12 protein-coding genes are annotated in these 13,485 nt (G+C 61.1%); 6 read left to right on the plus strand and 6 right to left on the minus strand.

The window, feature by feature from the left end:
- Window positions 1–14 precede the first annotated feature (14 nt).
- Genes sixA through PspCFBP13508_RS05515 form a run of 3 tightly spaced genes read right to left on the minus strand, consistent with a single transcriptional unit; the run spans window position 15 to window position 1,867 of the window.
- Window positions 15–467 carry a phosphohistidine phosphatase SixA gene (gene sixA, locus PspCFBP13508_RS05505; RefSeq protein WP_137213912.1) on the minus strand — a complete coding sequence of 151 codons (453 nt, stop codon included), beginning with the start codon at window positions 465–467 and terminating at the stop codon, window positions 15–17.
- Window positions 464–811, minus strand: a complete 348-nt coding sequence (locus PspCFBP13508_RS05510) for a DUF4389 domain-containing protein (RefSeq protein ID WP_016773653.1) — start codon at window positions 809–811, stop codon at window positions 464–466. The genes sixA and PspCFBP13508_RS05510 overlap by 4 nt, the downstream gene beginning before the upstream one ends.
- 30 nt (window positions 812–841) lie before the next feature.
- Window positions 842–1,867, minus strand: coding sequence for an NAD(P)H-dependent glycerol-3-phosphate dehydrogenase (locus tag PspCFBP13508_RS05515; RefSeq protein ID WP_137213913.1), 1,026 nt, complete (start codon window positions 1,865–1,867; stop codon window positions 842–844).
- Window positions 1,868–2,064: 197 nt separating this feature from the next.
- Between PspCFBP13508_RS05515 and PspCFBP13508_RS05520 the strand changes: the two genes are divergently transcribed.
- The 6 genes from PspCFBP13508_RS05520 to PspCFBP13508_RS05545 all read left to right on the plus strand — a co-directional run bounded on the left by PspCFBP13508_RS05520 (window position 2,065) and on the right by PspCFBP13508_RS05545 (window position 9,598).
- Complete coding sequence (locus PspCFBP13508_RS05520; protein ID WP_137213914.1) at window positions 2,065–4,188, plus strand: TonB-dependent receptor; 2,124 nt, start codon at window positions 2,065–2,067, stop codon at window positions 4,186–4,188.
- 1 nt (window position 4,189) lies between these two features.
- Entirely contained in the window at window positions 4,190–5,122 is a 933-nt protein-coding gene (locus PspCFBP13508_RS05525; RefSeq protein WP_137213915.1) for an ABC transporter substrate-binding protein, read from the plus strand.
- Window positions 5,119–7,023 (plus strand): ATP-binding protein, encoded by a 1,905-nt coding sequence (locus tag PspCFBP13508_RS05530; protein ID WP_137213916.1) that lies wholly within the window; start codon window positions 5,119–5,121, stop codon window positions 7,021–7,023. The genes PspCFBP13508_RS05525 and PspCFBP13508_RS05530 overlap by 4 nt, the downstream gene beginning before the upstream one ends.
- 247 nt (window positions 7,024–7,270) lie before the next feature.
- A complete protein-coding gene (fabA, locus tag PspCFBP13508_RS05535) occupies window positions 7,271–7,786 on the plus strand; it encodes a 3-hydroxyacyl-[acyl-carrier-protein] dehydratase FabA (RefSeq protein ID WP_024013962.1) in 516 nt (171 codons plus the stop codon).
- Between the two features lie 11 nt (window positions 7,787–7,797).
- A complete protein-coding gene (fabB, locus tag PspCFBP13508_RS05540; protein WP_016773647.1) occupies window positions 7,798–9,018 on the plus strand; it encodes a beta-ketoacyl-ACP synthase I in 1,221 nt (406 codons plus the stop codon).
- Window positions 9,019–9,409: 391 nt separating this feature from the next.
- The gene (locus PspCFBP13508_RS05545; protein WP_016773646.1) at window positions 9,410–9,598 is read left to right on the plus strand and encodes a hypothetical protein; all 189 of its coding nucleotides are present in this window, start codon (window positions 9,410–9,412) and stop codon (window positions 9,596–9,598) included.
- Window positions 9,599–9,666: 68 nt separating this feature from the next.
- Here the strand turns inward: PspCFBP13508_RS05545 and PspCFBP13508_RS05550 are convergent, their stop codons facing one another.
- The 3 genes from PspCFBP13508_RS05550 to relA form a co-directional block, all read right to left on the minus strand.
- Window positions 9,667–10,209, minus strand: a complete 543-nt coding sequence (locus PspCFBP13508_RS05550; RefSeq protein WP_016773645.1) for a DUF2058 domain-containing protein — start codon at window positions 10,207–10,209, stop codon at window positions 9,667–9,669.
- 26 nt (window positions 10,210–10,235) lie between these two features.
- On the minus strand, window positions 10,236–11,069 hold the full coding sequence (gene mazG, locus PspCFBP13508_RS05555) for a nucleoside triphosphate pyrophosphohydrolase (protein ID WP_024013963.1): 834 nt from the start codon (window positions 11,067–11,069) through the stop codon (window positions 10,236–10,238).
- Between the two features lie 127 nt (window positions 11,070–11,196).
- On the minus strand, window positions 11,197–13,440 hold the full coding sequence (relA, locus tag PspCFBP13508_RS05560; protein WP_041479585.1) for a GTP diphosphokinase: 2,244 nt from the start codon (window positions 13,438–13,440) through the stop codon (window positions 11,197–11,199).
- Window positions 13,441–13,485 lie beyond the last annotated feature (45 nt).

The following is a 13,485-nucleotide window of genomic DNA, read 5'->3' on the forward strand; positions in this document are numbered from 1 at the left end:
ACAGGGATATGGCGTTAAGGGTGCTTGAGGCTATTGAGCTTCATCGAGCCAATCAGCAGTTCACTGTGCTCAAGCTCCGCCAGCCCCGCCGTACTCACCCGCTCCGGCGGATGCCCGGCGCCGTGCTGCAGATAGCTGAGCAGATTACCCACCAACGGGTTGTGGCTGACCAGCAGCACATTGCTCACCGACACCAATTGCTCGGCGACCTTGTCCGGATCGCTCTCCGGCGTCAGCCACTCGACCGTACGGATCTCCGGCTCGAACCCCAGCGCCTCGCGCACGATCTGCGCGGTCTGCTGCGCGCGCAGATAAGGGCTGGCGTAAATCGCCGTCAGCGGCTGGCCCATCAGATGCGCCGCGCTGCTCAGGACTTCTTTACGACCATGCTCGGTCAGCTCGCGCTCGGAATCGATTTTCGAACCGTGAGGCACCGCCTCACCGTGACGCAATACCCACAGTTTCATAGTTTGGGCTCCTCATCGCGCACCGGGTGCGCGGCCGGGGCGACGGTGTGCGGCGCTTCCCCTTCCGGGGTGCGCGGCGCCGGCCAGTCGGCGAACGGCCAGGGCTTCTGGTCACTGTGGAACGTGCCGAACCGGCCAATCTGCGCGAGGAACTGGCTGAGGCTGTCGCCAAAATTCATCAGGCTGGCGCTCGGTGCGCCGTAGATCAGGCGGTAGATCAGTTGCACCAATACCACCGCGCCGAGGATGAACTGCGCGACTTGCCAGACCAGCAGATAAACGATCATCCACAACACCCGCAGGAGGATGGATTCGTACTGGGTTTCGCTTTTCGGATCGTTCATGGCTTGCTTCCTGTCCGTGTAACAGCTGAATCAGTTGAAACCGCTGGTGGAAATAAAGTCGACGTCGGTTTTCGGCTCGGCACGCATCAGTAGACCGATCACCTGCTCCAGCGTGCGTCCTTCGAACAGGATCGCGTGCAGCCCGGCGACCAGCGGCATGTACACGCCGACTTCCTGGGACTTGGCCTTGAGCACCTTGAGGGTGTTGACCCCTTCGGCGACCTCGCCGAGACGCGACACCGCTTCGTCGAGGCTCAAGCCCTGACCGAGGGCGAAGCCGACCTGGTAGTTGCGGCTCTTGGGTGACGAACAGGTGACGATCAGATCGCCAACCCCGGCCAGACCAAGGAAGGTCATCGGGTTGGCGCCCTGATTCACCGCAAAGCGGGTCATCTCGGCCAAGGCGCGAGTGATCAGCATGCTCTTGGTGTTCTCGCCCATCTCCAGCGCCACCGCCATGCCGGCGATGATCGCGTAAACGTTTTTCAACGCCCCTCCCAGCTCGACACCGAAACGGTCGGCGCTGGCGTAGACGCGGAAGGTGCGCCCGTGCAGGGCGGCTTGCACCGCTTTGCACAGTTCTTCGTCTTCACTGGCGACCACCGTGGCGGTCAGTGCGTGCTCGGCGATTTCCCGCGCCAGGTTCGGACCGGACAACACGCCAATGCGCGCCTGCGGGGCGATCTCTTCGAGAATCTGGCTCATCAGCTTGAAGGTCTGCGCTTCGATGCCTTTGGTCAGGCTGACCAGCATCTTGCCGCTCAAGCGCTCGGCGTGGGCGGCGAGTACCGTGCGCAACGCGCTGGATGGCAACGCGACAAAGCACAGATCACAAGCGTCGAGAGTGGCCTGCAGGTCGGTGACAGCGGTCACCCCCGGCAGAATCTTGATGCCTTTGAGGTAACGCGGGTTTTCGCGGTTGACCCGGATGGCCTCGGCCTGCTTGGGGTCACGCATCCACTGAAGGACTTGATGGCCGTTCTCGGCCAGCAGATTGGCCACGGCGGTACCAAAACTTCCGCCTCCCAGGACCGCAATCGGGCGCTGTTCAGTCATATGCAATCCGTTAATCCATACCAGTGGCGATGCCGGGCATTATACGGGGCGACCCGGTTGCGGCCAGCCCCAGCAACAATTACCGACATTTGTAGGAAGAAGACCAATAAAACCTAGGAAAATGCCTGCAACGTCACTGGAAAAGTCGCCGCCCTCGGTTAACATGCGCGCCAATTCCTCTCTCTGCAGGCTGTGTCGTGTTTTCTGGCCCTCCTCCCCCGCGCTCGCCGCTGCTACTGGCGCTGCTGTTCAGCCCGCTGGTGCTGGCGGACGACCTGTTCGTCGACAGCCAGACGCTGCCGCAGGTACTCACAGCCACGCGGCTGAAACAGACGCCAGCGGAAGTGCCCGGGAGCATGACCGTTCTCGACAGCGAATTGATCAGCGCCAGCGGTGCCCGCGACATCAGCGAGCTATTGCGACTGGTGCCGGGGATGATGGTTGGCAGCATCAACGGCAATCAGCCGGCGGTGAATTACCACGGCACCAACGCCAGCGAAGCACGGCGCATGCAGGTGTTGATCGATGGCCGCTCGGTGTATCGCGCAGGCCTGGCGACGGTGGACTGGAGTGATATCCCGGTAGCGATGGAAGACATCGAGCGGATCGAGGTGTTTCGTGGCCCGAACACCGTCAGCTACGGCGCCAACGCGTTGATGGCGGTGATCAACATCATCACTCGCCACCCGGCCGACAGCCACGGCACGCGTTTGAAGATCACTCGCGGCCAGCGTGGCATCAACGACTTTTATGCCAGCCAGGGCACCGGTTGGGATGGCGGCGATCTGCGCCTGTCGCTGTCCGGTCAGGAAGACGACGGTTTCGACAGCGACCGCAACGGCGCCGATTATCGCGACAGTCGACGCTTGAATCGTCTGAGCCTGGCGGTCAGCCACGACCTCAATGAAGGGCAAAGCCTCGACTGGCAGCTCAACGCCAAGGACGGCAGCAATCAGCGACCTTATACCTACCGCCCGGTGTTCTCGGGGATTACCGACGCCGGGAACAATTCCGACGTGGTGGCCAAGGATTACGCCGGTTCGGTACGCTGGAACCTCGATATCAATCCCGAACATAGCCTTTATGTGCAAGGTTCGGCGCAGCACTGGGATCGCCAGCAAGTCTGGCGCGCCTGCGATGCCGAGGTGTCGTTCAGCCCCGAGCTGGCGCAGCTGTGGCAGCTCAACCCGAATTACACCGAACGGCTGGCGCGCAACATCAACCAGTTCACCGGCCCCGGCGCGGCACCCGGCACGCCGCAGGAAATGGCGCTGGCCAATCAAGTGCTCGAACAATGGCGCAACGGCGCCAGCCAGACCTTGTGCGGCGATATCGACCAGAGCGCCCGCGAATCGCGCTACGACCTCGAACTGCAGGACACCCTCAGCCTGTCCGACAGCCTGCGCCTGGTCAGCGGCCTCAACTACCGCTACGACCGTGCCGATTCCGAGACCTATTTCAACGGCACCCTCGACGACACCACCTGGCGCGCTTTCGGCCAACTGGAATGGCGCGCCACCGAGCACTGGCTGGTGCAGGGCGGCGCGATGTTCGAAGACACGCAACTGATCGGCAGTTCGCTGACCCCGCGCTTCGCGGTCAACTACCTGATCAACCCGCGTCATGGCCTGCGCGCGGTGTACTCGGAGGCGATCCGTTCGCCGGACATGTTCGAGAACAACGTCAATTGGAGCTATCAGGTCAGCAACCTGCGACCCTCGGCCTACGGCCAGTCGTCGGCGCGCTATTTCGTCAAGACCCGTGGCCCCGGCGATCTCGATCAGGAGCACATGCGTTCTCGCGAATTGGGCTACAACGGTTATTTCGCCGAACTCGGTCTGGCCGTGGACGTGAAGCTGTTCTACGACGAAATCACCGGCATGATCAGCGAGCCGCTGCGCAACAACCAATACATCGCCAGCAATGCCAACAGCTCGCGCTTTCGTGGCACCGAAACGCAACTCGACTGGCACCTCAGCAGCGCCGACCGCTTGCGTTTGACCTACGCCTTCGTCGACGCCGAGGCGAGCAATCCGCTGGACCAGCAGTTGACCTCGCGCAACAGCGGTTCCGCCGGTTGGCTGCGCAATTGGGGGCATGGCTGGAACAGCGCCCTCTTTTATTACGGCGACAACGCGCTCAACGGCTATCGCTTCGAACGCGTCGACACGCACATCGCCAAACGCATCGCCATTGGCAAAGCTCAGCTGCAATTGGCCGGCGTGCTGCAACAGCGTCTCGACCATCAGCCGAACACCTTCGTCGACAATAATTACGACGAATGCCGGGTGATGTATTTCAGTGCCGAGCTGGAGTTCTAGGATGCGCACCGGCCCGTCACGGAAGACGCCCACCCTGGGCCACTGGCTGGCCGGGCTCTGCCTGTTCATGACCGCGTGGCTGCACGGCGTCGCGGTGCAAGCGGCGGATATTCTGTTGACCGGCGCCGAGGAAAGCCCCGGCGTGCAGGCCTTCGTGCAAGCGCTGAGTGAACTGCGCCCGACCGACAATGTGCGGTTCCAGCCGCTGGCCAGTTTGCCGGCTCCGGGCAAACTGCCGGCCAGTCTGCGCTTGATCCTGCTCGATCTGCCCAGCCTCGACTGGCGTCTGCAAGACTCACAAGGCCCGTCGACGCTGGTGTTGCGCATCAGCCGCTTGCAGGCGCGCCAGCGTTTCGCCGATGCCCAACCGGCGCGCCTGAGCCTGCTCTGGAGCGACCCGCCGCTGAGCCGGCAACTGCAACTGATCCGGCGAATCCTGCCGCAAGCCCGGCGCGTCGGCGTGCTGTTCGATGAGCACGGCGAGTTCCTCCTCGACGAATTGCGCGTGGCTGCGCGGCCATTGAATCTGCAGATTGTCAGCCAGCGCTGGGACAACATTCACGACAGCCGTCCGCTGCAAGCGGTGCTGAAAAGCAGCGACGTCTTGCTCGGCCTCGATGACCCCGATCTGTACAACTCGCAAACGGCGAAAAACCTCCTGCTCAGCAGCTACTCGCGGCAGGTTGCGCTGATCGGCCCCAACATTGCATTCGTTCGCGCGGGCAGCCTCGCCAGTACCTACAGCGACCAGAGCGACTGGCTGGCGATTCTCGACCATTTGCTCGATCAGCCCACCAGCGCCTGGCCGCGAACGCTTTACCCCGCTCGTTTCAAAGTCTCAAGTAATGCGCAGGTGGCTCGTTCCTTAGGCATCGAACCGCTGAATGAAGCATCTGTCGCCAGTGCCTTGGCCGAAGGAGAGCGCCGCCCATGAATTTCCGTCGCCGTTGGGACATCAACACCCGCACGCAGTTGATCAGCCTCGGGCCGGCGCTGTTGCTGACGTTGCTGTTGATCAGCTTCTTCACCTTTGTGCGCATCCAGGATTTGCGTCAGGAGCTGAACCACACCGGCCAGTTGATCGCCAATCAACTGGCCCCGGCCACGGAATACGGGGTTATCTCCGGCAACAACGAAGTGCTGGAAAGCCTGCTCAAGGCAACCCTGGCCACGCCCAACGTGCGCTTTCTCGAAGTGCAGGACAGCGCCAACCGGATTCTGGTGTATGTCGAACAACCGGCTGATAGCCACAGCCGCCCGCATCAGGTCGAAGTCTTTCAGGCACCGGTGCGTTTGCAGCGGATCGCCTTGCACAACGACTTCTTTCAGGACGGCAAAGTCAGCAACAGCGCCGCCGGCGAGGATTATCTCGGGCGAGTGATCGTCGGGCTGTCCAACGATGCTTTCAGTCAGCGCCAGCAGGAGATCCTGTTCAAGGCCGGGATTCTCGCGCTGTTCGCCCTGCTCTTCACTTTTGTCGTCGCCCGTCGTTTGGCCGGCAGTCTTTCGCAACCGATCCGCGATATCGGCGATGCGGTCAAAGCGATTCAGGAAGGCGACTACAAAACCCCGCTGCCGATTGTCGATGACACTGAATTGGGTGCGCTGTCGCAGCACATCAATAACCTCGCCCAGGCGCTGGAACAGGCCAGCCGCGAGCAGCAGCAGGCGATGGCGCAGCTGATCCAGACCCGCGAAGAGGCGGAAAAGGCCAACAACGCCAAATCGGATTTTCTGGCGATGATGAGCCATGAACTGCGCACGCCCATGAACGGCGTGCTGGGCATGTTGCAGTTGCTTGAAACCACCGAGATGACCGAGGAGCAGGTCGAATACGCCGCGCTTGCTTCGGAGTCGACCGAACATCTGCTCAAGGTCATCAATGACATTCTCGACTTCTCGCGAATCGAACGTTCGGAGCTGGAGCTTGAGCACATCCCATTCAACCTCGCCGAGCTGATCGGCGCCTGCGCGCAGTCGTTCCAGCACAGCGCGGTGCAGCGCGGCCTGGCGCTGAATCTGCGCATCCCCGACGACATGCGCGGCTTGCAGGTGCAGGGCGATCCGACGCGGATCCGGCAGATTCTGGTCAACCTGGTCGGCAATGCCTTGAAGTTCACCGAGCAGGGCCGGGTCAGCATCGAGGCGCAATGGCAGTCGCTGGATCACGAACTGCTGTGGTTCACCTGCTCGGTGCGTGACAGCGGCATCGGTATTTCTTCTGAGAGTCTGGAGCTGATGTTCAACGCCTTCCAGCAGGCCGACAGTTCGATCTCCCGTCGTTACGGTGGCACCGGGCTTGGTCTGCCGATCGCGCGGACTTTGGCCGAACGTATGGGCGGCACCTTGCGCGCGCAGAGTGAGGAAGGACGCGGTTCGGTATTCACTCTGGAAATTCCATTGGCGCTATATAAGCAGGCAATGCCAGCGCTGGCCGCGCCGCGCACCCTGAACGGCAGTGGTCAGGGCGAGGGACGCCATGTGTTGCTGGTCGAAGACAATCCGGTCAACCAGACCGTGATCGAGGCAATGCTGCGCAGCCTGGGCTTCGCGGTCAGCGTGGCGACCGATGGCGCACAAGCGGTGCGCAGTGCCGAGGGCGGCGAATTCGAAGTGATTCTGATGGATTGCCGGCTGCCGATCATCGACGGCTACGAGGCCACGCGACAGATCCGCGACCTGCCCGGACGCCGCGATGTGCCGATCATCGCGCTGACCGCCAACGCCTTGCAGGGCGATCGCGAAACCTGTCTGGCAGCGGGGATGAACGATTACCTGGCCAAGCCGTTCAAACGCAATGACCTGCAGCAGATTTTGCAGCGCTGGGTGTCGTAGTGTGGGCCTTTCGACCATCTGCGACTGGCGTGAAAAGCGAAAGTGCGGCAGTCTTAGGCACCCGAACGAGCCCCAAAAGGGGCTTGATTAAAAATTTCAGTGCACAAGTGTACATTCATGTCCTTGGTGCTGTGACTTTCACCACAACGCAATAGTCTATGAGTAGGCTGCCGGTTCGAGGCATGAACGCCTTGAACGGTCGGGAAGATCTGCCCCACCTGCCGCATGGGATTATTGAGGAGCTCGCATGACCAAACAAAACGCCTTTACTCGGGAAGACCTGCTGCGCTGCAGTCGCGGTGAGCTGTTCGGCCCAGGTAACGCGCAACTGCCCGCCCCGAACATGCTGATGGTGGATCGCATCACCCATATCAGCGAAGAAGGCGGCAAGTACGGCAAAGGTGAATTGGTCGCCGAGCTGGATATCAACCCTGACCTGTGGTTCTTCGCCTGCCATTTCGAAGGCGATCCGGTAATGCCGGGCTGCCTGGGTCTGGATGCCATGTGGCAACTGGTCGGTTTCTTCCTGGGCTGGCAAGGCCTGCCGGGCCGCGGCCGTGCGCTGGGTTCGGGCGAAGTGAAATTCTTCGGTCAGGTGCTGCCGACCGCGAAGAAAGTCACCTATAACATTCATATCAAACGCGTCCTCAAGGGCAAGCTGAACATGGCCATCGCCGATGGTTCGGTCAGTGTCGACGGACGCGAAATCTACACCGCCGAAGGCCTGCGCGTCGGCGTGTTCACCTCCACTGACAACTTCTAAGGGTTATTCGCATGCGCCGCGTCGTTATCACTGGTCTGGGCATCGTTTCGTGCCTGGGCAATGACAAAGAGACCGTCTCCGCTAACCTGCGTGCAAGCCGCCCTGGCATCCGGTTCAACCCGGAATATGCTGAAATGGGTCTGCGTAGCCAGGTTTCCGGCTCCATCGACCTCAACCTTGAAGAGCTGATCGATCGCAAGATCTATCGCTTCGTCGGCCATGCAGCGGCTTACGCCTACCTGGCCATGAAAGATGCCATCACTGACTCCGGCCTGACCGAAGAGCAAGTGTCCAATCCGCGTACCGGCCTGATCGCTGGTTCCGGTGGTGCTTCCACGCTGAACCAGATGGAAGCGCTGGACATCCTCCGTGAGAAAGGCGTGAAGCGCGTTGGCCCGTACCGCGTCACGCGGACCATGAGCAGCACCGTTTCCGCTTGCCTGGCCACGCCGTTCAAGATCAAGGGCCTGAACTACTCCATCGCTTCTGCCTGCGCCACCAGTGCTCACTGCATCGGTACCGCCATGGAACAGATCCAGATGGGCAAGCAGGACATCGTCTTCGCCGGTGGCGGTGAAGAAGAGCACTGGAGCCAGTCGTTCCTGTTCGACGCGATGGGCGCCCTGTCCAGCAAGCGCAACGACACCCCGGAACAAGCTTCCCGCGCCTACGACAAGGACCGCGACGGTTTCGTCATCGCTGGCGGCGGCGGCATGGTTGTCGTCGAAGAGCTGGAACACGCTCTGGCCCGTGGCGCGAAGATCTACGCCGAGATCGTTGGCTACGGCGCAACGTCCGATGGCTACGACATGGTTGCCCCGAGCGGCGAAGGCGCGATCCGCTGCATGCAGCAGGCGCTGTCCACCGTCGACACCCCGATCGACTACCTGAACACCCACGGCACTTCGACTCCGGTCGGCGACGTCGCGGAAATGAAAGGTGTGCGTGAAGTGTTCGGCGACAAGGCTCCAGCGATCAGCTCGACCAAGAGCCTGTCCGGTCACTCCCTGGGCGCCGCCGGCGTGCACGAAGCGATCTATTGCATGCTGATGATGGAAGGCAACTTCATCGCCGGCTCCGCCAACATCGACGAGCTCGACCCGGAAGTGGCCGATCTGCCGGTGCTGACCAAGACCCGCGAGAACGCCACTATCAACACCGTGATGAGCAACAGCTTCGGCTTCGGCGGCACCAACGCCACGCTGGTACTGAAGCGCTGGGAAGGCAAGTAATTCCCCGCTGCTGAGCCGCACATGAAAACGCCCCGACTGGTTCGGGGCGTTTTTTTTCGTCTGCAGAAAATAGCAGGTACACCGCAAAACCCTGTGGGAGCGAGCCTGCTCGCGAATGCGATACTCCAGTCACCCTATCGTCGTCTGACTCACCGAATTCGCGAGCAGGCTCGCTCCCACAGTGGGTTTCCGGGGTCTCGGGAGATGAAACTTCTGTCATGAAACTTACCACCCTGCGACCGAATGTCGCGGTTTACGCGGCCTGCAGCTTTGTTGCGAAATCCGCAACAACACCTTGCGCCAATCGGCAGTTTACTTAGCTGACTAACAAATCCTATAACAGAGTCCTGCACACGCCTTGGTGCAGTAACTTGAGATCTGGAGCTAGCAGATGACTGTAAAAGTAACTGAACGCGACGATTCACACATGTCCCACGAAGGCCTGGCCGCCGGCATCCGTATCTGGGATGTGCATCAACAAGACTTGCTGGTCGGCATGTTCCACAACGAAATAGATGCGCATAACTACAAGGCCGAACTGGAAGTGCAGGAACAGCAAAGAGAACTGAAGTCCGCCTGAAACAACACAGCATTTGAAAACGACAAACCCCGCCATGAGCGGGGTTCGTCGTTGTTACAGCCGTGGATTTACCACATCAGATCGTCAGGGATCTGGTACGCCGCGTACGGATCGTCCTCGGCGTTGACCTCTTCGGTCTGCACGTTGAGCTGGACGATGCGCTGCGGGTCGCGCTCCTGGATCTTCAGCGCCGCTTCACGGGGAATCACTTCATAACCGCCGTTGTGGTGCACGATCGCCAGCGAACCGCTGCTGAGCTTGTTGCGCATCAGCGTGTTGACCGAGATGCGCTTGACCTTCTTGTCGTCGACGAAGTTGTAGTAGTCCTCGGTGGTCAGCTTGGGCAGACGCGAGACTTCGATCAACTGCTTGACCTGCGCGGCGCGGGCCTTGGCCTCGGCCTTCTCCTGCTGCTGACGGTTCAGCTCCTGGTCGCGCTTGACCTTCTCGGCCATGGCTTCCTGGGCGGCGCGCTGCTGCGAATCGTCGAGCTCAGCCTGGCCTTTGTGGGCCAGACGCTGTTGCTTCTGCTTGTCTTTGCTGACCTGCTTGGCCTGCTTTTGGTTGACCAGGCCTGCTTTGAGCAACTGGTCGCGAAGGGAAAGGCTCATCAATGCTTACTCACTTGGGCAACGGCTCAGCCGCAGCTGGGCTCATTCTTTTCCTGGCGTTTGGCTTCGCCCCACAGGGCGTCCAACTCTTCGAGGGTGCAATCTTCCATGGGACGGTGGGTGTCGCGCAATGCCTGTTCGATAAAACGGAAACGTCGTTCAAACTTGCCATTGGCGCCGCGCAGGGCGGTTTCCGGATCGACCTTCAGATGCCGGGCCAGATTGACCACGGAAAACAGCAGATCGCCGATCTCGTCGGCCACCGCCACAGGATCATTTTCCGACATGGCTTCGAGCACTTCATCGAGCTCTTCGCGCACCTTGTCGAGCACTGGCAAGGCATCCGGCCAGTCGAAACCGACCTGCCCGGCGCGCTTCTGCAACTTGGCCGAGCGCGACAGTGCCGGCAACGTGGCCGGCACGTCGTCGAGCAAGGACAACTGCTCGGGCGCCGAGGCTTTCTCGGCGCGCTCTTCGGCCTTGATCTCTTCCCAGCGCTGCTTGACCTGCTCTTCGCTCAAGCGCGGCACGTCGAGCGGCGCGTACAGATCGCCCGTCGGGAACACATGCGGATGACGACGGATCAGTTTGCGCGTGATGCTGTCGATCACCCCGGCAAATTCGAACCGCCCTTCCTCCTTGGCCAACTGGCTGTAATAAACCACCTGAAACAGCAGATCACCCAACTCGCCCTGCAAGTGATCGAGATCGCCACGTTCGATGGCGTCGGCCACTTCATAGGCTTCTTCGAGGGTGTGCGGGACGATGGTCGCGTAGGTTTGCTTGATGTCCCACGGGCAACCGAACTGCGGATCGCGCAGACGGGACATCAGGTGGAGCAGGTCTTCGAGGCTGTACATCATTTTTCTGTCTCACCACAGAACCATTGTGGGAGCGAGCCTGCTCGCGAAAGCGCTGTGTCTGCAACAAAGATGTCGACTGACACGCCCTCTTCGCGAGCAGGCTCGCTCCCACAGAGAAACCACATCACGGAGTACGGTTACGCCGCGTTTCGATGATGTTCGGCAATTGCGAAATCCGCCCCAGCAGCCGTCCCAGCGCATCCAGTCCGGGGATCTCGATGGTCAGCGACATCAGCGCAGTGTTGTCTTCCTTGTTCGAACGGGTGTTGACCGCCAGCACGTTGATGCGCTCGTTGAGCAGCACCTGCGAGACGTCACGCAGCAGCCCGGAACGGTCGTAGGCGCGGATGATGATGTCCACCGGATAGGTGAGCACCGGCACCGGCCCCCAGCTGACCTGAATGATCCGCTCCGGCTCGCGCCCGCCCAGTTGCAGCACCGAGGCGCAGTCCTGGCGGTGAATGCTCACGCCCCGGCCCTGGGTGATGTAACCGACGATCGCATCGCCCGGCAGTGGCTGGCAGCAACCGGCCATTTGCGTCATCAGATTGCCGACGCCCTGGATCTGGATATCGCCGCGCTTGCCCGGCTTGTAACCGGTCGCCTTGCGCGGGATCAGTTCCAGTTGCTCGTTGCCACGCTCCGGTTCAACCAGTTGCTGCGCAAGGTTGACCAGATGCGCCTGACGCAGGTCGCCGGCACCGAGGGCGGCGAACATGTCTTCAGCGGTTTTCATATTGGCCTTTTCAGCCAGCTTGTCGAAATCCACCGCCGGCAGGCCGAGGCGATTGAGTTCGCGCTCGATCAGGGTTTTACCGGCCGCAACGTTCTGATCGCGAGCCTGCAATTTGAACCAGTGAACGATCTTCGCCCGCGCCCGCGAGGTGGTGACGTAACCGAGGTTCGGGTTCAGCCAGTCGCGGCTCGGCGTGCCGTGCTTGCTGGTGATGATCTCGACCTGCTCGCCGGTCTGCAGGCTGTAGTTCAGCGGCACGATACGGCCGTTGATCTTCGCGCCCCGGCAGTTGTGGCCGATTTCGGTGTGTACGCGATAGGCGAAATCCAGCGGCGTCGCGCCTTTCGGCAAATCGATGGCGTGACCGTCGGGAGTGAAGATGTAAACCCGATCAGGCTCGATATCGACGCGCAGCTGCTCGGCCAGACCGCCGATGTCACCCAGCTCTTCGTGCCATTCGAGGACCTGACGCAGCCAGGAAATTTTCTCTTCGTAATGGTTCGAGCCGGATTTGACGTCGGTACCCTTGTAGCGCCAGTGCGCGCAGACGCCGAGTTCGGCTTCTTCGTGCATGGAATGGGTGCGGATCTGCACTTCGAGGACCTTGCCTTCCGGGCCGATCACCGCCGTGTGCAGCGAGCGGTAGCCGTTCTCTTTCGGGTTGGCGATGTAGTCGTCGAATTCTTTCGGGATGTGCCGCCACAGGGTGTGGACGATGCCGAGCGCGGTGTAGCAGTCGCGCATTTCCGGCACCAGCACGCGCACGGCGCGAACGTCGTAGATCTGGCTGAATTCCAGACCCTTGCGCTGCATTTTGCGCCAGATCGAGTAGATGTGTTTGGCCCGGCCGCTGATGTCGGCGTCGACGCCGGTGGCCTGCAGTTCGTCCTTGAGCTGGGTCATCACGTCGCTGATGAAACGCTCGCGGTCCAGCCGCCGCTCGTGGAGCAACTTGGCGATCTGCTTGTATTGATCGGGTTCGAGATAGCGGAAGGACAAGTCCTCCAGCTCCCATTTGATGTGACCGATGCCGAGGCGATGCGCCAGTGGCGCATAGATGTCGAAGACTTCGCGAGCGACGCGGTTGCGCTTTTCATCGTCGGCGGTTTTCACCGCACGGATGGCGCAGGTGCGTTCGGCCAGTTTGATCAGCGCAACGCGTACGTCATCGACCATGGCCACGAGCATTTTGCGCAGGTTCTCGACCTGCCCTTGCGTGCCCATGACCATCGATTGCCGTGGGCTGAGGCTGGCGCTGATGGCCGCCATGCGCTGCACGCCGTCGATCAGCTTGGCCACTACCGGACCGAAGCGCTGGCCGATGGCCGCCAGCTCTATCTGGCCTTCACGCACGCCACGATACAAAACGGCGGCGACCAGTGAATCCTGATCGAGCTTGAGGTCGGCGAGGATCTCGGCGATCTCAAGGCCAGTGCTGAAACTGCCGGAGCCTTCGGCCCACAGGTTCTTCTTCGCATTGGACTGCTGTTCGGCCTCGCGAGCGAACTCGCAGGCTTCTTTCAAGGCCTCGCGATCCAGTGCCAGATCGACACTGACCGCGTGATCGAGCCAGGCCTCGAGATTGATACTGCCGTCGGTGTTGATCGGCTGGTGTGCTCTCACCTGTACCATGCTGCTTTACCTTCCCTACGACGCAGATTCAATGCGTCAAATCGC

The organism is Pseudomonas sp. CFBP13508 (assembly GCF_005233515.1).
Taxonomy (GTDB): Bacteria; Pseudomonadota; Gammaproteobacteria; order Pseudomonadales; family Pseudomonadaceae; genus Aquipseudomonas; species Aquipseudomonas mercuritolerans.

What these genes read in the sequence shown, in the direction of transcription:
- sixA (WP_137213912.1), bottom strand. Translation starts at nt 467, where the DNA reads ATGAAACTGTGGGTATTGCGTCACGGTGAGGCGGTGCCTCACGGTTCG.
- PspCFBP13508_RS05510 (WP_016773653.1), bottom strand. Translation starts at nt 811, where the DNA reads ATGAACGATCCGAAAAGCGAAACCCAGTACGAATCCATCCTCCTGCGG.
- PspCFBP13508_RS05515 (WP_137213913.1), bottom strand. Translation starts at nt 1,867, where the DNA reads ATGACTGAACAGCGCCCGATTGCGGTCCTGGGAGGCGGAAGTTTTGGT.
- PspCFBP13508_RS05525 (WP_137213915.1), top strand. Translation starts at nt 4,190, where the DNA reads ATGCGCACCGGCCCGTCACGGAAGACGCCCACCCTGGGCCACTGGCTG.
- PspCFBP13508_RS05530 (WP_137213916.1), top strand. Translation starts at nt 5,119, where the DNA reads ATGAATTTCCGTCGCCGTTGGGACATCAACACCCGCACGCAGTTGATC.
- fabA (WP_024013962.1), top strand. Translation starts at nt 7,271, where the DNA reads ATGACCAAACAAAACGCCTTTACTCGGGAAGACCTGCTGCGCTGCAGT.
- fabB (WP_016773647.1), top strand. Translation starts at nt 7,798, where the DNA reads ATGCGCCGCGTCGTTATCACTGGTCTGGGCATCGTTTCGTGCCTGGGC.
- PspCFBP13508_RS05545 (WP_016773646.1), top strand. Translation starts at nt 9,410, where the DNA reads ATGACTGTAAAAGTAACTGAACGCGACGATTCACACATGTCCCACGAA.
- PspCFBP13508_RS05550 (WP_016773645.1), bottom strand. Translation starts at nt 10,209, where the DNA reads ATGAGCCTTTCCCTTCGCGACCAGTTGCTCAAAGCAGGCCTGGTCAAC.
- mazG (WP_024013963.1), bottom strand. Translation starts at nt 11,069, where the DNA reads ATGTACAGCCTCGAAGACCTGCTCCACCTGATGTCCCGTCTGCGCGAT.
- relA (WP_041479585.1), bottom strand. Translation starts at nt 13,440, where the DNA reads ATGGTACAGGTGAGAGCACACCAGCCGATCAACACCGACGGCAGTATC.